Source organism: Kocuria sabuli (assembly GCF_040981185.1).
Classification (GTDB): Bacteria; Actinomycetota; Actinomycetes; order Actinomycetales; family Micrococcaceae; genus Kocuria; species Kocuria sabuli.
Map to the genome: position 1 here is coordinate 153077 of NZ_JAVHZE010000006.1, position 21315 is coordinate 174391.

Here is a 21315-nt window from a genome sequence, read left to right on the forward strand (position 1 = left end):
GTGAGGGAGTGACCGGATTCGGTCCGTCCAGTCTATCGCACGCGGCGGCGCGCTCAGTCCTGGCGCCGCACGAGCACGAGGTGCTTCTCGTCACGCACCACCGCGTAGTCGGCGCCGTAGCGCTCTCGGGCGTAGGCGGCGACGTCCTCCGGCGGGTTCCCGCCCCACGTGGCGCCGAGCTGGTCGACCACCACGTACTCCGGGGCGGGGTCGCCCTCGCTGCCCAGCCAGTGCACCTGGGCGCGCGGCACGAGGTAGTGCATCAGCGTCAGGTCCGTGGCCACGCTCGCCTCCTCGGGGACCGCGGCGACGACCCCCGCCTTGACGTCCGCGCGGGGGTCCGGGCGGTACGCGGCGGGGTCCGCGAGGTCGGCCAGCGGCCGACCGGGGACCAGCAGCAGCGCCACCGCCAGGGCCAGGGCCGGGGCGGCACGGGCGAGCCGGCCCAGCCGCCCGTGCCGCAGGCGGAGCACGGCGTCGAGCAGCGCGACGAAGACGATCGGCATGAGGACGGCGCTGTAGTGCCACCCCGTGCCCCAGTACCCGTGGTTGGGGGAGAGCATCCGCCAGAGCAGCGTGGGCAGGGCCACGAGCGCCAGCGGCGAGCGCAGCACCAGCACCACGCCCACGGCCAGCAGGGTCAGCCACGTCAGCGCCTTCTGCCCCGGCACCACGAGGGAGACCAGCGCCCCGAGGGGGTCGGCCGCCGCGGCGGCGAGATCCAGCCGGTCGGCGTAGGCGAACCGGCCGTCCGTGCTGAGGGCGGGCAGCACCACGGCGACCGCGAGCGCCGACCAGGTCGCGCCCCATGCGGCGAGGCCGAGCCCCAGCAGCACCGGGCCGCGCTCCCCGCCCGCCTCCCGGTGGGCCCGCCAGGCCAGCACGAGGCCGAGCGCCGCCACGGTGACGCCCAGGTCCTCCTTGACGAACGCGACGGGCGCGGCCCACAGCGCGGACGCCGCCCAGCGCCGCTCCACCAGCGAGCCGAGGGCGAGCACCAGCAGCGGGAGGGCGAAGGCCACCTCGTGGAACTGCACGGCCACGGCCGCCTGCAGCCCGAAGCTGAGCCCGTAGGCCAGGCCCAGGAGCACTCCCGGCGCCGTGCCGAGGGCGCGCACGGCGAAGCGGGTCAGCGCCCCGGCCGAGACCGCCACGAGCACGTCCTGGAGCACGAGCAGCGTCAGCGCCGAGGGGAACAGGGCGTAGAGCGGTCCGAGGAGGACGAGGATCGGGTGGAAGTGGTCGCCGAGCAGGTTGGCGCCGTGGCCCTTGATGTGCACGACGGGCCCCTCGCCGGCGGCGTAGGACTTGGCCAGCTGGGTGAAGATCCCCAGGTCCCAGGAGGGGACCTCCCAGCGGTGCCACTGCAGCAGGGACCACCAGACGTACAGGACCAGCACAAGCGCAGCCACGCCCGGGGGCGCCAGCCGCGCCCGCCAGCCGGGGGCGGCTGGCGGCGGGACCGGGTCTGCGGGGCGCCGGAGCGCGGTGGCGGGCATGGCCTCCTCGGTGGCTGGGGCGGCCCGCCCGGGCCGGCGCGGCGCCGTCGGACAGGACTGCCATCATGGTCTCATGACCACCACCGCTCCCCCACCCGCCCGGGCCCGCCCGGCCCGGCCGGCGGACGCCGAGCTGGTGTGGGCCCCGGAGGGCGCCCTGCACCTGGGCCAGACCCTCGGGGTGCTGTCCCGCGGTGCCGGGGATCCCCTGGTCCGGGTCACGGCGCCGGACTGCGTGTGGGTCACCGCCCGCACGGCGGCGGGCCCCGTGACGGCGCGGTTCTCCCGCACCGGTGCGGACCGGCCCCTGCAGCGGCCCGTGCTGGTGCGCGTGTGGGGGCCCGGCGCGGTGGAGTTCCTCGCGGAGGCCCCGCGATGGGCCGGGGCGGAGGACTCCTGGGCGCGGTTCGAGGCCTCGGACGCCTTCCGGGCCCTGCCCCACCGGCTGGCCGCGGCCCGGCACCACCACCCGGGGCTCCGGCTGCCGTCGACCGGGCGGTTGCTGGACCGGGCGGTGCTCTCGGTGCTGGAGCAGCGCGTCACGGTGCGCGAGGCCGTGGCCGCGCACCGGCAGCTCGTGCGACGCCACGGCGAGCCCGCGCCGGGCCCGGCCCCCGACGGGATGCGGATCGCCCCGACCGCCGAGGCGTGGCGCGGCGTGCCCTCGTGGGAGTGGCACCGGGCCGGTGTCGACGGCGCGCGGGCCGCCACCGTCCGGCGCGTGGCCGAGCGGGCGGCCGCCCTGGAGCGCCTGGGCCGCGGCCCCCTGGACGCCGCTCTGCACCGGGCCCTGCGCTCCATCCCCGGCCTCGGGCCCTGGACGGCCGCGGAGATCGTCCAGTGCACGCACGGGGACCCGGACTCGGTCAGCGTCTTCGACTTCCACCTCGCCGACACCGTGTGCTGGTTCTTCGACCGGCGCCCCGGCGACGACCGGCGGATGCTCGAGCTGCTCGAGCCGTGGCGGGGCAACCGGCAGCGGGTCGTGCGCCTGCTCCGGGCCTCGGGCTTCCGCAAGCCCTCGTTCGCCCCGCGGCTGCACCCGGAGGACCACCGGCACCGGTGACGGCGGGTGAGGACACCCTGTCCTTCCTGGCACGCGCCCACCGGCAGGCGTTCAATGGTGCCATGACCTCTGAACACGTGATCCAGGAGCCGCACGCGGTGGGCTACACCGAGCGGATGAACAAGCTGCGGGCCGGGGTGCTGGGCGCCAACGACGGCATCGTCTCGGTCGCCGCGACCGTGGTGGGCGTCGCCGGAGCCACCTCCAGCTCGAGCGCGATCCTCACCGCCGGGACCGCCGCCCTCGTCGGCGGGGCGCTGTCCATGGCCCTGGGCGAGTACGTGTCCGTGTCCAGCCAGTCGGACTCCCACCGGGCCCTGATCGAGAAGGAGAAGCGGGAGCTCGCCGAGATGCCGGAGGCCGAGCTCGCCGAGCTCGCCGAGATCTACCGGGCGAAGGGACTCTCCGAGCGGACCGCGCTGCAGGTGGCCGAGGAGCTGACCGAGCACGACGCCCTGGCCGCGCACCTGGACGCGGAGCTCAACATCGACGAGGAGGACATCGTCAGCCCGTGGAACGCCGCGGTCGCCTCCGCGCTGTCCTTCCTGCTGGGCGCGCTGCTGCCGCTGCTGGCGATCCTGCTGCCCCCGGAGGACTGGCGCCTCCCCGTCACGTTCGTCGCCGTGCTCGCGGCCCTCGCGCTCACCGGGTGGCTCGGCGCCCACCTCGGCGACACGCCGCAGAAGACCCGCGCGGCCCTGCGCGTCGTCCTGGGCGGCGCGCTCGCCCTCGTCACCACGTTCGCCGTCGGCTCGCTGCTGGGTGTCACGGGCGTCGTCTGAGCCCTTCCGCCCGCACGACGACGGCGCCCCCACCGGCCGGTGGGGGCGCCGTCGTCGTGCGGGACCGTGGGCCGCTCAGGCGTCGGTCGCGTCCTCGGAGTGCTTGGCGACCTCCGCACGGACCTCCTCCATGTCGAGGCCCTTGACGGCGTCGATCACCTGGTCGAGGGCGGAGGCGGGCAGGGCGCCCGGCTGGGAGAAGACGAGGATGCCCTCGCGGAAGGCCATGAGCGTGGGGATCGAGGAGATCTGCGCCGAGGCCGCGAGCATCTGCTGGTCCTCGGTGTCGACCTTCCCGAAGACGATGTCCTCGTGCTTCTCGGACGCGGCCTCGTAGGTCGGGGCGAACTGCTTGCACGGTCCGCACCAGTCGGCCCACCAGTCGAGCAGGACGATGTCGTTCTCGGCGATGGTCTGGCCCAGGGTGTCCTGGGTGATGTCAACGGTAGCCATGCGGTCCAGCGTAGGGGCCGGGCCGCACGCGGGGCACCGGATTTCACTCGTGGCTCAAGACCGTGCTCCGTGCGGCTCCTAGACTGGAGGGCACGACCAGGGCCGGCGGAGGCACTCCATGACGTTCGAGATCGGCATCTTCTCCCTGGGCGAGGTCGCCCAGGACCCCGCCACCGGCGCCCGTCCCGGCAGCCGGCAGCGGCTGCGGGACATCATCGAGCAGGCCGAGGCCGCCGAGCACGCCGGGCTGACCGTGATGGGCGTCGGGGAGAACCACGGCACGGACGTGGTGGCCGCCTCCCCCGTGGTGCTGCTGTCCGCGATCGCCGGGCGCACCCACCTGCTGCGCCTGACCACCGCCGTGTCCGTGCTCACGGCCGGGGACCCCGTGCGGCTCTACGAGCAGATCGCCATGCTGGACAACATCTCGTGCGGGCGGGCCGAGGTGATCGTGGGCCGCGGTGCGTCCGCACGCGTGCTGCGCGCCCTGGGCCTGGAGCAGGAGGACCACGACGCCCTGTTCGAACAGAAGCTGCTCCAGCTGCTCCAGGTGCTGAAGGCGACCCCCGGGACCTTCGACGACCGGATCGCCGGCGGAGCGGTGGAGCTCGACCTCCAGCCGCGGCCCCTGCAGCCGGAGCTGCCGGTGTGGGTGGGCTCCGCGGGCAGCCTGCCCTCGGTGGTCCGCGCGGGGGTGCTGGGCCTGCCGCTGGCCCTGCTGCGCACGCACGGGCCCTTCGCCGGGTCGGTGCCGGCCGTGGCGGCCTACCGCCGGGCGCTGGAGGAGTCCGGCCGGGACGTCGCCACCCCGGTCAGCCTGAACGTCCCCGGCTTCGTCGCGCGCTCCGCGGAGCAGGCGCGGGAGCTCAGCTACCCCTACTTCGCCGCAGGGGCCCGCAGCCACGGGCCGGTCCTCGCGGACGACCCGCGGTGGTCCCGGGAGGAGTACGACCGGGAGTGCGCCCCGGAGGGCTCCCTCGTGGTGGGCGACGTGGACGAGGTCGTGGCCAAGATCGTGGCGCAGCAGCAGGCGCTGGGCCACGACCGGCTGCTGCTGCGGATGGACGCGGGCGGCGTCCCCCACCACCTGGCCTGCGAGGCGATCACGCTGCTCGGCACCGAGGTGGCGCCCCGGGCGCGGGCCGCGCTCGGCTGAGCGCCGAGGGGATCCTCAGCCCTGCTCCGGCGGCACGGGCGAGGCCGTGAGCACGACGTTCTTGCCCCACAGGTCCTCGGTGTAGCAGCTGACCACGACCAGCCGGTCCGGCACGATCTGCCAGATGTCGCTGTCCTTGAGGGTGTCCTTGTCGTGGGTGACCACCGAGTCCACCACGTACTCGAGGGTCCCGGTCCCGGTCTCCAGCACGATCTCGCTGCCGACGAGACCGGGGTCGCTCAGCCGGTTGAAGGGAGCCTCGCGGTCCTCCCAGCTGTGGCCGGTGATGTAGGTGGTGTTCTGCGAGCCCTCCCCCGGCATGCCGTACGGGGTGAGCCAGTAGCCGTCCAGGGTGTCCGGGGGGACGAGCAGCCCCGCGGCCCGCTCCTGCTCGCTGGGGGTCAGCGGCAGCACCGGCACGTCGAGCCGGGCGTCGTCGACCCGCAGCCGGACGGGGGGTGCGGCCGCCGGGCGGGAGGCGTCCGGCGCGGCGGCCGGAGCGGGTGTTCCGGGCTCCGGGGCGGAGGCCGGCGCGGAGGCCGTGGCCGGCGCCGTGGCGGACACCGACGGGGCGGACGGTGCCGCCTCCGGGGAGGCCGCGTCGAGCGGGCCCGTCAGCAGCGCCGTGGACAGGAGGGCCGCGGCGCCGAGACCGCCGGCGGCGGCCGCCCAGCGCGCCCCTGATCGACGGCGGGGCGCGGGTTGCTGCGGTGCGTCCATGCGGCGGGTCCTCTGGGATCGGGTCGGGAAAAGACTACGCCCTGGTGCCGCGCGAGCGCGGCACCAGGGCGGTCAGCGGGACGGGATCAGGCGCGAGCGCGGCGGATCCGGAGCGCCACGGCCCCGGCCACGGCCGCACCGGAGGCCAGCAGAGCGGCGAGCAGGCCGGCGCCGGGCCCGCCCTCCCCGGCGGTCTGCATGTTGATGCCCTGGTTCACGCCGGAGGCGGAGTCGCCCTCGGCGCCCGTGCCGGTCCAGTCGCCGGAGTTGCCGGTGCCGGTCCAGTCGTGGGAGTCGTCCCCGCCCGTGCCGGTGCCCGTGATGAGGGGGCCGCAGTTGCTCTGGAACAGCGCCACGAGCGCGGCACCGTCCTCCATGTACACCTCGCCCTGGGCGCGCGCCTCACGGGCGCTCGCCTCGAAGTTCGCCGCGGCGGAGGAGGAGGCCGCGTAGGCCGCGTCGACCGCGGAGTCCTCGGTGGCCGCGGCGTAGGAGCCCTGCAGGCGCAGGATCTCGGTCCAGGCGGCCTGGGCCCGGTCGATGGTGTCGTCGTTCACGATGGCGTCCTCCAGCACGGTCTGCTGGGTCTCGAGCTGCGCCAGGACGTCCTGGTCGGTGACCAGGGAGTTGAAGTGCACGCTCGTGTCGTGCAGGTGGCCGGCGGCCGTCACCAGGTTGCTCACCGTGGCGCTCGCGCCGGGAGCGGCGCAGGTGTCGGCGTGGGCGGCCGGGGCGCCCAGGAACAGGCCACCCGCCAGAACAGCGGCCGACGAACCGGCGGCCACCCATTTCTTCACAGCAGTCATATCGGTACGTCTCCTCAAATCGTTCAGAACCCCGGGCCTGCCCCTGGGGTGCCAGCGCGCGGCACAGCTGTCCTGGCGTCCCGGGTTCGCGCACCGGCGGGATCGCTGCAGGGATCGTCGTGCTGCTGGTCATCCGGTGTGGGGGGCCCCGGCGCCCCAGCTCGGGAAGTGCTGGAGCGCGGCCGGATGATGCTGTCAGTTCAAGCTACAAGGGTTTTCATCCTTTTAGCAATTGTTAATAGGATTGTGGCGCGGCGGGACCGTCGCTGCGTCCCCTGTTCGGCGGGCACCGGGCCGCAGGACCGCGCGGTTTCCGTGACGTGTCCCGCCTCGGCGCCGGGCCGCGTCCTCTCCGACCGTGGCGGCCCTGAGCCCGCGCGCCGCGACCCGGACCGGCCCTGCGCGTCCCGGCGGCGAGGGACCGGGGCGCACCGGGCAGGGAACGGACAGCTCTACCGGGCGGCGTCCGCGCCGACCCAGACCTCCGCGTAGAACCGCGGGGAGAGCGAGTCCAGCAGCTCGGTGTAGGGGCCCGGCTCCATGGCCTGCGCCGAACCGTCCGGGACCTTCCAGGCGAAGGCGGACACGCCCAGCCCGGCCTCGTGGTCCTGCAGGGTCAGGCCGGCGGCCTCCAGGATCGTGGGGTACATGTTCAGCTGGTCCACGCGGGGGCGCAGCGTGCTGCTCCCGTCATCGCCAGGGATCCAGATCCGGTTGAAGATGGTGCGGCCGTCGCTGTCGTCGTCGCTGCCGCCCAGCTGCTCGTGGAAGGACTTGGGAGCGAGGTGGTCGCCCATGATCACCACGGCGGTGTCGTCGAGGTAGCCCTCCTCCTCCATGTGCTCCACGAATCCGGCCACCTGGGTCATGGAGCAGGAGAACACGGAGGTCACCTTGTTCTGCGCATCCACGTCGCAGTAGTCGAAGACGTGCACCGGCTCGTGCGTGTCCAGGGTCAGCACGGAGAGGTGGAACGGCCGGCCGGACCTCTCCGACTCGGCGTGCAGCTCGTCGATCTCGTCCCTGGCGTGGGCCATGAGTCGTTCGTCGCTCAGGCCCCAGTCGCTGCGGAAGTTCTCCTCCGGCTCCCCGGCGGCGCGCCAGTCGGAGAGGTCCTTCACCTCGGAGTAGCCGTGGCTGCTCAGGAAGGTGTCCTTCGCGGCGAAGGAAGCGTTGGCACCACCGAGGAAGACGTTGTCGTAGCCGTGCTCGTCCAGGACATCGCCCAGGCAGGCCAGTCCTCCCAGGTAGGTGCCGAGTTCGCCGCCGAGCTCGTTGACGACGCCGCTGCCCGCGGCGGAGCCCACCCCCTTCAGCGGGACGCCGCACTGCGTCGCGGTGAGACCGGCCATGGTCCAGCCTCCCCCTGTGTACTGCTGGAGACCGTCCACGCTCTGCCAGCCGTCCGAAGCCCTGGAGACCTCCTCCAGAGGGGCGAACGCCTCCTTCTCGAAGAGCCGGTCGTCCGCGAGGTCGGCCTCGCCGGACTCGAGGTAGATCAGGACCAGGTTGCGCTTGTGCTCGTCGCTGGTGACGATCGGCTCCACGTAGTGGTCGCCGAGGTCGTACTCGGAGTTCGCCGCCCTGATGTAGTCCCCCACGCTCACCGAGGTGGCGAAGGCCGTGGTGCCCCCGACGACCACCGCGGCCACGACAGCGGTGGAGGCGGTGCGCAGGATCCACCGCGACCGACGAGGACGCACGTCGTCACCGTTGCGGCGGCGCTCGCGGCGCCGGAGGTGCTGCCACAGGGCGATCCCGGCGGTGAGGAGCAGGGGCACGACGCCGATCCCGAGAATGCCCATCCAGACGACGGCTCCGCCCCCGCCGTCGATCTCCACGGAGACGAGGTTCAGGAGCATCTGGCCCACGGAGATCTTGCCCCAGAAGAAACGGATGCCGGCGGCGGCGATGAGCAGCGCGAGCCCCGCCCAGATCAGGACGTAGGCCAGGAGGCGCCCCACGACGACGCCGACCCGTCGGATCACGTGAAGACTCCGTCCGGACATGGCACTCCTCGCGTTCCGGATGCGCGCGTGTTCGCCGAACACCCTCGACACCCAACCCGTTCTCGGGCCCTTAGAAACCTAGTACCGTCACGCTACCCGTTCAACAGTTGTTCACCTGTCGGTGATGAGTCGTACACCGGCGCACGGACGACGTCGGCCCGCTCCCGGCGTGCCGTCGCTCGCGGCCGGACCGGACGCGAGCGTGGTCCGGAGGCGGTCCACGGCGCCGAGCGCCCGGTGGGCGGTCCTGACGTCCCCTGACGACCGGGGGTCCCGGAAGCTGTCAGCAGACGGTGGCCCGACAGCAGAAAACCCCGGTTCCCAGGTGTTTCTCCTGGTGAACCGGGGTTCTCACGTTCCGTGGCAGATGAGGGATTCGAACCCCCGTAGGCGTTGCCAGCTGATTTACAGTCAGCCCCCTTTGGCCGCTCGGGTAATCTGCCGGGGTGCTGCCGACGATCCTCGCGGACCAGTGGCGTGCGGCCCCCGCGTGTGGGAGCACTTCAACAGTACAGAACATCCGCCGGGATGCGAAATCACCCGGACGGGCTCAGCATGCGAGCCGGCGGTGCACCTGCTGGAGGAAGCACTCGGCCTGCTCCGCGGTGATCTCGCCGTGGATGACGGCCTCCGCGAGATCCTGCGCGACGCCGACCAGCCGCTGCGCTACGTCGGGGTCGACGACGGAGGAGGCCGCGGCCGCGGTCACCGCACCGGCCGGGGCGGCCGCGGAAGCGGCCACTGCGGGACCGAGTCCGATGCCCATCAGCAGGGCGGCCGCCAGCACGGTGGTCGCCGCAGCCGTTCCGCGCAGGCTCCGCGCCGGACCGGGGACCACGACGTCGAGGGCCTCGGATGTGCTCATGCCATCATCCTGGGAGGCCGACCTGAACGGACCCTTGGCACCAGATCACGAAACGGTGACGGACACCGCCCGCTACACTGGCGCCCAGTCCGGCGGGACGCACGCCGCCCGCCCCACCGTCCACAGCCCAGGAGGCAGCATGGCCAGCGATTCCTCGTTCGACGTCGTCAGCAAGGTCGACAAGCAGGAGGTGTCCAACGCCCTGAACCAGGCGCAGAAGGAGATCGCCCAGCGCTACGACTTCAAGGGCGTGGGAGCCGAGATCGACTTCTCCGGCGAGAAGATCCTCATGAAGGCCAACTCGGAGGAGCGCGTCAACGCCGTCCTCGACGTCTTCCAGTCGAAGCTCGTCAAGCGCGGCATCTCCCTGAAGTCCCTCGACGCCGGGGAGCCCTTCGCCTCCGGCAAGGAGTACCGGATCGAGGCCTCCGTCAAGGAGGGCATCGCCCAGGACCAGGCGAAGAAGATCACCAAGCTCATCCGCGACGAGGGCCCCAAGGGCGTGAAGGCGACCATCCAGGGCGACGAGCTGCGCGTGTCCTCCAAGTCCCGCGACGACCTGCAGGACGTCATCACCCTGCTCAAGGGCTCGGAGCTCGAGGTCGACCTGCAGTTCATCAACTACCGCTAGACCACCGGCCCGACCCGGTGGGGGCGTCGGGCCTCCGTCGTCCGCGGAATGTCCGGGGACGACGGAGGTCCGTCCGCTGCCGGCGGTGGGCGGCTCCGGGGCCCGGGTCACCGGCCCAGGAGCGCCCGGGCATCTCTCAACAGGTCCTGAGGGTGTTCGCGGCGGAGGCCCCGCTCCAGAAGAGACCGAGCCAGGAGGGCGGGTAGAGCAGGGGGGCAACGGACAGGGCCAGTGAGAACGAGCAGTCCCCGGTGGACGGCGCGGGAGGACCGTCCCACCCGCAGCTCGCGGTGTCCTTGTTGAACGAGTAGCAGCCGTCCGAGGCGGTGGCGGGAGCGGCCGTCAGCAGGGAGCCCCCGAGTGCCAGGGCGGACGTGGCGGCGATCATCCGGATGCGCTGGTTGCGTGTCATGGGCCCGAACCTACTCCGCGCCCGCGAGACGGAGCGAGATCTGTGAATCGGCCTACCGGCCAGGACCGCTGCCCGTTGGGAGACTGGCGCAGCGGCCCGCCCGGCTCTCGGTGTCGGCCCGACCAGGCGGGATCGTGCCGGATCCGTCGACGGTCCGCACCGTCCGTCGCGGCCCGGGCGTTGCCGGATGTTACGTCTTCCTGCGCAGCCCCCCGCAGGAGCGGGGCGGACTCGTGCGCAGCCGTGGGCAATCAGCGTCGGCCGATGCCGGCCATGCCCTCGAGCCGGGCCACGCGGTCCGCGGTGGGCGGGTGCGTGCGGAACAGGCTGGACGCCCCGCCGCCCCGGAACGGGTTGGCGATCATCAGGTGCGAGGTGTTGACCAGCTTCTGGTCCGCCGGGTTCAGCGGCCGCGCGCTCGCGCCCATCTCGATCTTGCGCAGGGCCGAGGCCAGGGCCAGCGGGTCGCCCGTGAGCTGGGCGCCGTCCTCGTCGGCGTCGTACTCGCGGGTCCGGGAGACGGCGAGCTGGATGATCGTCGCCGCCAGGGGGGCCAGGAAGGCCAGGAGCAGCCCGACGAGCGGATTGCCGCGGTCCCCGCCCCGGCCGCCGCCGAAGATGGCGGTGAACTGCAGGAACTGCGCCGCCGAGGTGATGATGCCCGCGACGGCCGCGGCGATCGAGGACGTGAGGATGTCGCGGTTGTAGACGTGCATCAGCTCGTGGCCCAGCACGCCGCGCAGCTCCCGCTCGTCGAGCAGCTGGAGGATGCCCTCGGTCACGCACACGGCCGCGTGCTCCGGTTTGCGCCCGGTCGCGAACGCGTTGGGGCTCATCGTGGGGGCGATGTACAGCCGCGGCATCGGCTGGTTCGCGCGCCGGGACAGCTCCCGCACGATCCGGTAGTACCCCGGAGCCTGCTGCTCCGTGACGGGGATCGCGCGCATGGACCGCAGCGCGAGCTTGTCGCTGTTCCAGTAGCTGTAGGCCGTCGAGGCCAGGCCGATCAGGGCGAAGACCCAGATGAAGATGCTGCTGCCCGTGCCACTGGCCACGACCCACCCGATCGCGAGCAGCACCCCCCACAGACCCCCGAGCAGCAGGACGGTCTTCAGTCCGTTGTTGTGCTGGTGCATCGTGGGCGCGGCTCCTTCTCGCGGGGGCGGGGACTACTGCCCATGACAACCGCTGCGCCGGCCGTCCTCTTCCCGCCCCGCCGGGCGCACGGCGAGTTCCCAGCCGGTTCCGAGCAGCACCGTGGTCACCGGCGACCCGACGACGCGCGGAGGAACCCGGACTCAGCCGTTCGGTGCGGTGGCCGCGCCGCCGGGTGTCGCGCCCCCGTCGGGCGTGCCGCCTCCGATGGGCCCGGGCAGCGGGCTGTCCGGCGCCGGAGGGCTGGACGCGGTGGGCGGAGAAATGTCCGGCGGATCCGGAAGGAGGCTTGGCAACGTCACCGGAGAACCTGTGGACCGGGCCTGGGCCGGCGTGCCGACCGGGTCCGCCGAAGCGTCCGGTTGCCTCACCGGCGGGTCCTGCGGAGTGCCCGGCAGTCCCCCCGGAGAACCGGTGGCCCGGTCCTGGGCCGGCTGACCGGCCGGGTCCGGGGCGCCGCGGTCCGGATCGTCCTGCGGCGGCGTCGTTCCGGTGCCGCGCGAACCGGATGCCGTCCCGCCCCCCTCACCGGCCGGGCGCGGCGCGGCGCCCGGCGCGGGGTTTCGCGCCGGAGTCGAGACCTCGTCGGCCGGGTCGGCGTCCTCGGCGGCGGGCCGTGCCGGGACGGGGGACGGCTCGAGGACCAGCACGTCGCCGGAGCGCACGGGCCACCCGGAGTCGCCGCGGTCCTCGGTCCCCGCCGGTGCGTCCTCGGCGCCCGCCTGCTGGTCCTCGGCCTCCGTCTGCTGGTCCTCGTCCTCGGTCTGCGGATCCTCAACCTCCGTCTGCGGGCCCTCAGCCTCTGCTTCTGCACCATCGGCGTCCGCCGTCGGGCCCGCGGCGTCCGAGCCCCCGGCCTCGGGGGCGGACCCCGAGTCCCCCGGTTCCGTCGCCGCCGGGCCCGAGGCAGCGGCCGGAGCGGAAGGAACGGGGGTCGCCGCGCCGTCGCCGCCCTCCTGAGCCCGGGTGTCCGCCGCCGGGGTTGTCCCGTCGCCGAGCCCGCCCGGGCCCGTCACGGCCACTCCGGCGAGCGCGGCGGCCGCGGCCAGCGCGCCGGCGCCCAGCAGCACCTTCCGCCCCCGCCGGGCGGCACCGACGGCGGCCAGTGATCCGCCGGCCAGATCCGCGCCCGGGGCGGCGGCGGGGCGCGCGGCGCTCTCCCGGCCGGCGGCGCGGACGAGCGCACCGAGATCTCCGACGGCGTCCCCCCACAGCGGTACCCCGGCGAGGACGGGCAGCACCCAGCCGCGCAGGCCGGCCTCGGTGTCCTGCAGGTGCAGGAGGTCGGCGGTGCAGCGCGGGCAGTCGTCCAGGTGCGCCTCGACGGCGCGCAGCCTCGGCGCGGGCAGGGCACCGTCCACGAAGGCCCCGAGGTCCCCGGCGCACTCCTCGCAGGCGCCGGTGAGGGGGTGGTCCAGCTTGGTCCGGCGGTACGCGGCCCGCAGCCCGGCGCGCGCCTCCAGGTGCAGCGCGGTCGTCGCGGCCGGGCTCAGACCGAGGAGCTCGGCGGTCCGGTCGAGCGGCAGGCCCTCCACCTCGGTGTGCCACAGCACGGCCTGCCAGGACGGGGGCAGCCCGAGGTAGACGCCGGAGACGGCCTCGGCGGCTCGCGGCGGCTCCGCCCCGGCCCGGCCGGCGACCTCGACGAGCCGGGCGCGCAGGAAGACCTCCGGCGCGTCGTCGGCGGACAGGTCGGCGAGGGTCTGGTCGACGGCGGTGCCCGCCAGCTGCTCCGCGTCGGGACGGCTGGGGGTGTGGAGCCGGGCCACGGCCACGGCCGTGGGCCAGTGCCGGTCCCGGAGGTCCTGGAACGCGTGGGGCTCCCCCGCCCGGACGGCGGCCAGCAGTTCCTCGTCGGTGGTGCGCGTCATGGGTCTCCGTCGGTCTCGGGAGGGGGCGGCTGCAGGGTGGTGCGGGCGACCCGGGAGTGCTCTCGTGGCGCCCGGGCCCCCTGCCCGGACGGTGACGGCGAGCACGACGACGGCCTGCTCCTCCTGCCGCGGACCCCCGATCCCCCGGACCCATGGTAGATCCGGCCCCCGGACGGCGGCACGGCGCCCGCGTCACGAGCCGTTCTCGTTCGTAACACGGGGCCGGAGGCCCGCTCCCGGGCGCCGGAGCGCCGTCCCGCTATTGTGAGTCCATCGTGATAACGCTACGGTAGGGGGATGCAGACAACGGAACGCCCCGCCCCGGACGCCGGCCGGACCGCCGCGTGGTCGGACCGGTTGCGCTCCCACGGCCGCCGCGTCACCAAGCAGCGCCTGGCCGTCCTGGACGCGGTGGAGCGTCGCCCGCACTCCACCGCGGAGGACGTCGTCGCCGAGGTCCGGACCGTGCTGCCCGCGATCACCGTGCAGTCCGTCTACGTGGTGCTCTCCGACCTCACCGCGGTGGGCATGCTGCGCAAGTTCGAGCCGCCGGCCTCCCCGGCGCTCTACGAGACCCGCACCGGTGACAACCACCACCACGCGTACTGCGTGCGCTGCGGGTCGGTCGCCGACGTCGACTGCGCCGTCGGCCACGCCCCGTGCCTCACACCCTCCGAGCACCACGGCATGCAGCTGTTCGCGGCCGACGTGGTCTACCAGGGCGTCTGCGCCGACTGCCTGGCCGCCACCCCGGTCCCCGGCGCCGGCTGACGGGCCCGGGTCCCGCCGGACTCAGTCCTCGCGCGCACCGCGGGAGGAGTCGTCCCCCGCGGACGGGCCCGCGCCCACCGGCTCGTCCTTCTCGGCCTCGTCCTTCTCGACCAGGGCCAGCAGCTCCAGGAGCTGCTCGGCGGTCAGGGTGGCCACGGGCGGGTGCGCGTTGATGCACACCTTCGCGGCCCCCGAGTCCAGGGCGAAGCGCAGCGCCTGGCGCGACGGCGCGGAACGCACCTCCAGGGCCGGGTCCAGCACGGCGACCTCGGCCGCGGAGGTGAACAGCAGCAGCGTGTCGGGGGCCGCGCCGTCCTCCTGCGGCTTGGCGTAGACCGGGACGGCCCGCTCGCCCTGCACGCGTGCGCCGAGCAGCAGCACCCCGTCCGGGGCCAGGAGCCCGGCGAGCAGCTGCGACATGTTGTTCTCGAGCATCGCCGCCTTGACGACGTCGTTGTGCGGCGCCCGCACGGCCCACTCGATCTGGGGGCGGCTGATCCGGCAGCCCTGCCCAGCGGGATCGATGGCCAGGTGGTCGTGCTGGGGGTCGTCCACGAGCATCTGCAGGACCTTCACGGCGGACTCGCGCAGCAGCACGGGCTTCCCCCCGTCGGAGTGGTGCCGGTCGTACATGGCCTGGGCCTCGGCGGCCGAGGTGTACGCGGCCAGCGACCGGGTCCCGTCGCTCTCGCCGAGGGTCTGGACGCGCAGCGTCGAACCCGGCCCCACGGCCTGTCCGTCGGGTCCCTGCACGAGCGTGCTCGCCGTGACGTCCAGCAGCAGCGACCCCGCCATGCACTGGCGGATCACCTCGATCATCGCCTTGTTGTCGGGTGCGCCCACGAACCGGTCGATCGCCGCGCGCACCAGGGGGTGGACCACGCCCTCGCGGTCCGCCTCCGGCTCCGCCCCGGGTTCCAGGGCCGGGAGCTCGACGCCCTCGCGCACGGCGAGCTCGGCGGCCCACGCCGGGATCCGGGCCCGGGTGCGCGGGAACTCCTCGAGGTGCGCCAGGACGTCCTGCGCCGTCCAGGGCCCCTCGGTGCCCCACGGTCGGGGCTCGCCGTCGAAGTCGTACGTGCCGCCGATCCGGTGGGTGGGCTCGGGCCAGCCCTGCGCGAGGACCACGACGGTCGCGGTGAACCACGTGCCGCGGCCCCGGACGTAGGACCGTTGCCGCAGCTGCTCGACCGCGGGGATGACGGCGCTGTCCTCCTTGATGGGACCGGCGGTGCCGGGCACCACCTCCTGCCCGCGCTGCTCCCGCACGCGCAGGTGCACGCGCCCGCCCTGGAACTTTAGGTCCACGACCATCCGGTCCCAGCCCGGCTCGGTGCGCAGCACCGAGAGGATCCACGTGCCGATGGTGTTCAGCAGCTCCTGCTCGCCCGGCCCGGGCTTCGGGGTGGCGGGGGTCTCGCTCATGCGGTGGCTCGTTCCCGGCCCCGGGAGGGGCCTGCTCGGATCGTGGTGGTCTCGCAGGACGGCCACGGGGCCGGACACGGCGTCGCGGAGCCCGGAGGCCTCGCCCCCACCCTATCGAAGCGGGTCCCGCCCGCCCGCGGGGACGACGCGCGAGACGGGGCCGCCGACGCACCGGGGGGCCCCCGCCGTGACGCTCCTGCGTCCGGGATGGTTGCTAGCCTGGACGCATGACGAAAACGCTGCAGGATCTGATCGACGAGTCGATCTTCATCTCCACCGAGTACCAGGCCAGGCTGGCCGAGCTGACCCAGGGCGCCGAGTGGGACGTCGACTTCTCCGCGCCGGCGTTCACCCTGCAGACCGAGCCGCCCGTGAGCCTCACCCCGTACCTGCTGGGCACCGACTCCACATCGCGCGGTTCCTGGATCTGGTCCTGGCAGGAGCTGGGCCACTTCCCGGCCGTCGTGGTCTCCGCCGCGGTCCAGGCCCGGGAGGCCGGCCGGCGGCTGGGCGTGGACGAGCTGTCCACCGACGAGCTGCCCGCGGCCGAGGGACTGGCCCGCCGGCTGACCCTCGCGGCCAAGGGCGTGACCGGCGTCTACGCGCACTACCCCGCGACCGCCGGCGGCGGCGTCACCGCGTGGCTGCTGCTGGAGGGCCCCGAGCTGGAGCTCCCCGAGCTGACCGTGGAGCGGATGATGCGGGTCATCGCCGAGGCGCTGACCACGGACACCGCCGTGGACCACAACCTCGCCGTGGACTCCTACGCCAAGCTGCGCGGCGCGCACATCGAGTGGGACACCGAGGCCACGTGCGTGGTCACCGTCGGGGACGGCGCCCAGCGCTTCTGGTTCGACGAGCACCAGATCTCCGGCGTCGAGCCCGCCGAGCCGGCCGTCGGCCCCGACGTCCTCGCGGACCTCGCCGCCGACGCCCGCGCGCGCGCCGTGACCCTGCGCGAGGACCGGGACGCCGCGGAGAGCACCGCCGCCCGCGAGGGCGGCGAGGCGCAGCAGGCCGCCGCACCCCGGGAGGCCCCGGTGCCCGCGGAGGCCCCGCAGGAGCAGCCCGAGCCGCTCGAGGTGCCCGACTTCGTCGAGACGGAGCACGCGGAGCCGCCGCGGGAGGTCGAGCAGCCCCGGGAGACCGAGGAGCCGGCCGCGGCCTACGCCGGTGCGGCGGACGCCGACCTGCCGTTCGACCAGGAGCCCTCGGACCGGGACGTGCGCCCCGGCCGGGTGAGCACCACGGTGGTGCCCGGGCCCGAGCCCGTGCGCCCCGCCGCGGAGGAGGCGCCGGAGCCGGTCGCCGCCCCGGAGCCCGCCCACGAGCGAGAGGTGGAGCGGGAGGTCGTGGCCGGTCCCGGCGTCCCCGGCAGTGCGGAGGCCGAGCACGTGGTGGAGGGCGAGGAGCCCGCCGAGGAAGTGCAGGACGAGCGGAAGAAGGGCTTCTTCAGCCGATTCTTCGGCCTCTGAGCCCCGGCGGTACTCTCGAGCGTGACCGCTTACAACACCGAGCCCGGCCCGGATCCCGACGAGCAGTCGAGGGCCCGGGCCGGTCTGCTGTCCGGGTTCGGGGCCTACGGCATCTGGGGGCTGCTGCCCCTCTACTTCGTCCTCCTGGAGCCGGCCACGCCCCTGGAGATCGTGGCGCTGCGCGTGCTCTTCTCCCTGCTGTTCTGCCTGGCGCTGCTGGCGCTCACGCGGCAGCTGGGCACGCTGGGCCGGGCGCTGCGCTCCCCCCGCACCCTGGCGGCGCTCGCCCTCGCGGGCCTGCTCATCGGGATCAACTGGTTCCTCTACGTGGTCGCGACGACCACGGGGCACACCATCGAGGCCTCCCTGGGGTACTTCATCAACCCGATCGTGGCCATCCTGCTCGGCGTGGTCGTGCTGCGGGAGCGGATGCGCCGGCTGCAGTGGGCGGCCGTCGGGGTGGGGCTCGTCGCCGTCGTGGTGATGGCCGTCTTCTACGGCAGCGTGCCCTGGCTGTCCCTCGGCCTCGCCTTCTCCTTCGGCCTCTACGGGCTGGTCAAGAACCGGGTGGGCGGCTCCTTCCCCGCCGTCGTGACCCTGACGGTGGAGACGATGGCCCTGACCCCCGTGGCCGCGGTGGTCGTGGCGGTGCTGGCGGCGGACGGTGCGCTGACCCTCGGCACGGAGGGCCCGGGCCATGCCGGGCTGCTGCTGGCCGCCGGTGTGATCACGGCCGTGCCGCTGATCCTCTTCGGCGCCGCGGCGAGCCGGCTCCCGCTGAGCACCGTGGGCATGATCCAGTACCTGACGCCCATCATGCAGTTCCTGCTGGCCGTGCTCGTGCTCGGCGAGCAGATGCCGCCGGTGCGCTGGGTGAGCTTCGGCTTCGTGTGGCTCGCGGTGCTGATGCTCGTGCTCGACGCCGTGCGGACGCCGCGGGTCCGGCGGGCCTGAGCCCGTCCCGGGCGCCCCGCCCTGGGCCGGGACGAGCCGCCCGGAACGGGAGGAGCCGCGACAGGACACCCGGACGAGGCGGGGACGAGGCGGGGACGAGGCGGGCCCCGGCGCCGCGCGGCGCCGGGGCCCTCCTGCCGTTCCGGGCGGGACCCGGGCAGGACCCGGGCTGTCGGTCAGGTGGTCCGGGGGTGGTCCTCCGCGCCGGGGTCCTGGCCGTCGTCGGAGATCTCCGGGCTGCGCCGCAGGTGCAGCACCGCGGCGACGAAGCCGCCCCACAGCAGCAGCGCGGCGACGATCATCATGATGACGGCGGACGTGGTCATCGGGGGTCCTCCTCGGACGTGGACGGGGTGGTGGACGAGGCGCTGGACCCGGTGGTCGTCCAGGGCGCCGCCGGGACGGCGGCGTGCCGGCCCGGGGACGCGACCGTGCCCTGCTCCACCGTGCGGTAGGAGAAGTCCTGGTCCAGGGCCGGGGTGCGCAGCGCGGTGTCCGACCAGCGGGACAGCGGCTGGTCCTCGCGGATCCGGTTGCGGTCCACGAAGGCGTCCAGGATTGCCGGTGACGGGCTCAGGTCGGAGGCCGCGGACGAGGCCGGCCACGGCAGCCGGGAGAGCAGCAGGGCGATGACCACGAGACCGACGGCGGTGCCCCAGCCGAAGGTGTTGACGAACCACGCGGGCATGTCGCCGTAGCCCTCCGCGAGGGTCGTGGTGAGCGTGTTGATCAGGATGTAGCCCAGCACGATCGGGGTGACGCCCCCGACCACGACCATCCACGCCCGGCCCAGCTTGAACGAGGAGACCGAGTTGAGGTGGTCCCGCAACGTGGGCAGCGCCGAGAAGCCCGCCGTGAGCAGCATGACGGAGACCAGAGCCGCGGCGACGATGCCGAACTGGTTGACGAAGTTGTCGGTCACGTCCAGCAGGTTCAGGCCCGTGGTGGTCGTGAACAGCGCGAGCGAGATCAGGGCCATGGGGACGACGACCAGGAGCACGGCGCCGCGCCGGCGCAGCCCGAGCTTGTCCTGGGCGGCTGCCACGACCACCTCGGCGATCGACACGAGGGACGTGAAGCCGGCGAAGGTCAGGGTCGCGAAGAACAGCACGCCGATCAGCGTGCCGAACGGCGCCTGGGAGATGATCGTGGGGAACGCGATGAACGCGAGGCCGATGCCGGAGGTCGCCACCTCGTCGACGCCGGTGCCCGCGACCCCGGCCATGAAGCCCAGCGCCGCGAAGACGCCGATGCCGGCCAGGAGCTCGAAGCTCGAGTTGCCGAAGCCGACGACGAGGCCCGAGCTCGTGAGGTCGGTCTTGGGCTTGAGGTAGGACGAGTAGGTGATCATGATGCCGAAGCCCACGGAGAGCGAGAAGAAGATCTGGCCGTAGGCGGCGACCCACACGGAGCTGTCGGCCAGGGCGGCCCAGTCCGGGGTGAAGAAGGCGTTGAGCCCGTCGGTGGCGCCCGGCAGGGTCAGGGCGATCACCACGATGGAGAGGAACATCAGCACCAGCAGCGGGATGAGCACGAGGTTGACCCGGCCGATGCCCTTCTGCACACCCAGCAGCAGGACCACGAGCAGCGCGACCCAGGCGATCGCCGTGGCGATCAGCACGGTCGGGACGAAGTCGAAGCCGACCGTGATCTGCTCCGAGCTCTGCGTGACGTCCGAGAGGAAGTAGGCCGCCGGGTCGTCGCCCCAGGCCTTGCTGAACGAGAAGATCGTGTACAGCATCGCGTAGCCCAGGATCACGGCGTAGTACACGGCGATCACGAAGCTGATGCCCATCTGCCACCAGCCGATCCACTCCGTCTTGGGGTGCAGCCGGCGGAAGGCCAGCGGCGCCGACGCGCGGAAGCGGTGGCCCACGCCGTACTCGAGCATGAGCAGCGGCAGGCCGGCGGTGAGCAGCGCCACCAGGTACGGGATCAGGAAGGCGCCGCCGCCGTTCTCGTAGGCGATGTACGGGAAGCGCCAGATGTTGCCCAGGCCGACGGCGGAGCCGATGGCGGCCAGGATGAAGACCGTGCGGCTGGAGAACGCCTCGCGGGGCGCGGTGGCACGGCCGGGTGGGGACTGGGTCATGGGTGGTCCTCGGGTGCGGGAAGTGGTCTGGGGACGGCTACAGGCTAGTCCGTGCGACCACCGCGACGCACCGGGGGTCCCGCGCTGCGGGCGCGGCTCAGGCCGCGCGGTGGACGACCGCGTGCGCGAACGCCGCGAGGGCGCGCTTGGCCACGGAGTCCGGCAGCGGGTCGAGGGACGCGATGGCCTCGTCGGCCCAGGCGCGGGCGATCCGCCAGGCCTCCTCGGTGGCCCGGTGCGCGGCGACCGCGGCCACGGCCTCCCCGAGAGCCTCGTCCGAGGCGAGGTCGGCGTCGAGGAGCTCGACGACGCGCCGGGCCTCGGCGTCGCCCTCCCCCGCCATGCGGCGCAGGATCAGCACGGGCAGGGTGGGGACGCCCTCGCGGAGGTCCGTGCCGGGGGTCTTCCCGGAGATCTCGTCCTCGCCGGTCACGTCGATCACGTCGTCGGCCAGCTGGAAGGCGATGCCGACCTTCTCCCCGTACTCGACCATGACGTCCACGACGTCCTGCCCGGCCCCCGCGAGGACGGTGCCGAAGTGCCCGCACGCCGCGATGAGCGAGCCGGTCTTGCCCGCGAGCACGTCGAGGTAGTGCTCCAGCGGGTCCTGGCCGTCGCGCGGACCGACCGTCTCGTGCAGCTGGCCGAGCACGAGCCGCTCGAAGGTGTCCGCCTGGATCTTCAGGGCGCGCTGACCGAGGTCGGAGACCATGGACGAGGCGCGGGCGAAGATGAGGTCGCCGGTGAGGATGGCCACGGAGTTGCCCCACACCGTCTGGGCGGTGGCGACGCCGCGGCGCAGGGGCGCGGAGTCCATGACGTCGTCGTGGTAGAGGGTCGCGAGGTGCGTGAGCTCGACGACGGCGGCGGCCTCGAGGACGGCGTCGTTGGCGCCGCCGCCGATCTCCCCGGCCAGCACGGTCAGCAGGGGGCGTACCCGCTTGCCGCCGGCCCGGAGCAGGTGGCGGGAGGTGACGTCGGCGAGGTGGTCGGCGCTGCGCACCGCCTCGTCCAGCCGCTCCTCGATCCGGGTGAGCGCCTGCAGCACGACCGGACCCAGCCTGTCGTCGGTCGCGATGAGGTCGAAGCCGGCCGGCAGCTTCACCTGATCGGTGCCCAGACCCGTGGCGGGGCCGTCGGCGCTCGAGGAGGAGGATTCAGTCACGGTCCACC

20 protein-coding genes and 1 tRNA gene are annotated in these 21315 nt (G+C 73.8%); 7 read left to right on the forward strand and 14 right to left on the reverse strand.

Features of this window, described 5'->3' with window-relative positions:
- Positions 1-53 precede the first annotated feature (53 nt).
- Positions 54-1499 carry a DUF2079 domain-containing protein gene (locus RE027_RS08550; RefSeq protein ID WP_368807822.1) on the reverse strand — a complete coding sequence of 482 codons (1446 nt, stop codon included), beginning with the start codon at positions 1497-1499 and terminating at the stop codon, positions 54-56.
- 73 nt (positions 1500-1572) lie between these two features.
- Here RE027_RS08550 and RE027_RS08555 point away from each other — a divergent pair, with 73 nt between their 5' ends.
- Both RE027_RS08555 and RE027_RS08560 read left to right on the forward strand, forming a co-directional pair.
- Positions 1573-2565, forward strand: coding sequence for a DNA-3-methyladenine glycosylase family protein (locus RE027_RS08555; RefSeq protein WP_368807823.1), 993 nt, complete (start codon positions 1573-1575; stop codon positions 2563-2565).
- A 62-nt stretch (positions 2566-2627) separates the two neighbouring features.
- A complete protein-coding gene (locus tag RE027_RS08560; RefSeq protein ID WP_368807824.1) occupies positions 2628-3347 on the forward strand; it encodes a VIT1/CCC1 transporter family protein in 720 nt (239 codons plus the stop codon).
- A 75-nt stretch (positions 3348-3422) separates the two neighbouring features.
- On the opposite strand, the gene RE027_RS08565 is transcribed toward RE027_RS08560, so the two are convergent.
- Positions 3423-3800, reverse strand: a complete 378-nt coding sequence (locus RE027_RS08565; RefSeq protein ID WP_368807825.1) for a thioredoxin family protein — start codon at positions 3798-3800, stop codon at positions 3423-3425.
- A 118-nt stretch (positions 3801-3918) separates the two neighbouring features.
- Between RE027_RS08565 and RE027_RS08570 the strand changes: the two genes are divergently transcribed.
- Entirely contained in the window at positions 3919-4956 is a 1038-nt protein-coding gene (locus RE027_RS08570) for an LLM class flavin-dependent oxidoreductase (protein ID WP_368807826.1), read from the forward strand.
- 15 nt (positions 4957-4971) lie between these two features.
- On the opposite strand, the gene RE027_RS08575 is transcribed toward RE027_RS08570, so the two are convergent.
- The 5 genes from RE027_RS08575 to RE027_RS08595 all read right to left on the reverse strand — a co-directional run bounded on the left by RE027_RS08575 (position 4972) and on the right by RE027_RS08595 (position 9356).
- On the reverse strand, positions 4972-5676 hold the full coding sequence (locus RE027_RS08575; RefSeq protein WP_368807827.1) for a class F sortase: 705 nt from the start codon (positions 5674-5676) through the stop codon (positions 4972-4974).
- A gap of 86 nt (positions 5677-5762) precedes the next feature.
- Entirely contained in the window at positions 5763-6482 is a 720-nt protein-coding gene (locus tag RE027_RS08580) for a hypothetical protein (protein WP_368807828.1), read from the reverse strand.
- 452 nt (positions 6483-6934) lie between these two features.
- Positions 6935-8470 (reverse strand): LTA synthase family protein, encoded by a 1536-nt coding sequence (locus RE027_RS08585; RefSeq protein ID WP_368807829.1) that lies wholly within the window; start codon positions 8468-8470, stop codon positions 6935-6937.
- Between the two features lie 382 nt (positions 8471-8852).
- A tRNA-Tyr gene (locus RE027_RS08590) sits at positions 8853-8934 on the reverse strand.
- 107 nt (positions 8935-9041) lie between these two features.
- A complete protein-coding gene (locus tag RE027_RS08595; RefSeq protein ID WP_368807830.1) occupies positions 9042-9356 on the reverse strand; it encodes a hypothetical protein in 315 nt (104 codons plus the stop codon).
- Positions 9357-9495: 139 nt separating this feature from the next.
- Between RE027_RS08595 and RE027_RS08600 the strand changes: the two genes are divergently transcribed.
- Positions 9496-9987, forward strand: coding sequence for a YajQ family cyclic di-GMP-binding protein (locus RE027_RS08600; RefSeq protein ID WP_368807831.1), 492 nt, complete (start codon positions 9496-9498; stop codon positions 9985-9987).
- A gap of 136 nt (positions 9988-10123) precedes the next feature.
- Here RE027_RS08600 and RE027_RS08605 read toward each other — a convergent pair whose 3' ends face one another.
- The 3 genes from RE027_RS08605 to RE027_RS08615 all read right to left on the reverse strand — a co-directional run bounded on the left by RE027_RS08605 (position 10124) and on the right by RE027_RS08615 (position 13425).
- Positions 10124-10399, reverse strand: coding sequence for a hypothetical protein (locus RE027_RS08605; RefSeq protein ID WP_368807832.1), 276 nt, complete (start codon positions 10397-10399; stop codon positions 10124-10126).
- 251 nt (positions 10400-10650) lie between these two features.
- A complete protein-coding gene (gene htpX, locus RE027_RS08610) occupies positions 10651-11535 on the reverse strand; it encodes a zinc metalloprotease HtpX (RefSeq protein WP_368807833.1) in 885 nt (294 codons plus the stop codon).
- Between the two features lie 162 nt (positions 11536-11697).
- Positions 11698-13425: a zf-HC2 domain-containing protein gene (locus RE027_RS08615; RefSeq protein ID WP_368807834.1), complete on the reverse strand. Its 1728-nt coding sequence runs from the start codon at positions 13423-13425 to the stop codon at positions 11698-11700.
- 297 nt (positions 13426-13722) lie between these two features.
- Between RE027_RS08615 and RE027_RS08620 the strand changes: the two genes are divergently transcribed.
- On the forward strand, positions 13723-14196 hold the full coding sequence (locus RE027_RS08620; protein WP_368807835.1) for a Fur family transcriptional regulator: 474 nt from the start codon (positions 13723-13725) through the stop codon (positions 14194-14196).
- A 21-nt stretch (positions 14197-14217) separates the two neighbouring features.
- Here RE027_RS08620 and RE027_RS08625 read toward each other — a convergent pair whose 3' ends face one another.
- Positions 14218-15621: an SseB family protein gene (locus RE027_RS08625; protein ID WP_368807836.1), complete on the reverse strand. Its 1404-nt coding sequence runs from the start codon at positions 15619-15621 to the stop codon at positions 14218-14220.
- A 227-nt stretch (positions 15622-15848) separates the two neighbouring features.
- Between RE027_RS08625 and RE027_RS08630 the strand changes: the two genes are divergently transcribed.
- Together RE027_RS08630 and rarD are read left to right on the forward strand one after the other, a co-directional pair.
- The gene (locus RE027_RS08630) at positions 15849-17096 is read left to right on the forward strand and encodes a DUF6882 domain-containing protein (RefSeq protein ID WP_368807837.1); all 1248 of its coding nucleotides are present in this window, start codon (positions 15849-15851) and stop codon (positions 17094-17096) included.
- A 21-nt stretch (positions 17097-17117) separates the two neighbouring features.
- Positions 17118-18050: an EamA family transporter RarD gene (gene rarD / locus RE027_RS08635; protein WP_368807838.1), complete on the forward strand. Its 933-nt coding sequence runs from the start codon at positions 17118-17120 to the stop codon at positions 18048-18050.
- A gap of 176 nt (positions 18051-18226) precedes the next feature.
- On the opposite strand, the gene RE027_RS08640 is transcribed toward rarD, so the two are convergent.
- The 3 genes from RE027_RS08640 to RE027_RS08650 all read right to left on the reverse strand — a co-directional run bounded on the left by RE027_RS08640 (position 18227) and on the right by RE027_RS08650 (position 21307).
- On the reverse strand, positions 18227-18376 hold the full coding sequence (locus RE027_RS08640) for a methionine/alanine import family NSS transporter small subunit (RefSeq protein ID WP_368807839.1): 150 nt from the start codon (positions 18374-18376) through the stop codon (positions 18227-18229).
- Positions 18373-20142, reverse strand: a complete 1770-nt coding sequence (locus RE027_RS08645; protein WP_368807840.1) for a sodium-dependent transporter — start codon at positions 20140-20142, stop codon at positions 18373-18375. The genes RE027_RS08640 and RE027_RS08645 overlap by 4 nt, the downstream gene beginning before the upstream one ends.
- 97 nt (positions 20143-20239) lie before the next feature.
- Positions 20240-21307 carry a polyprenyl synthetase family protein gene (locus RE027_RS08650; RefSeq protein WP_438612426.1) on the reverse strand — a complete coding sequence of 356 codons (1068 nt, stop codon included), beginning with the start codon at positions 21305-21307 and terminating at the stop codon, positions 20240-20242.
- Positions 21308-21315: the final 8 nt, after the last annotated feature.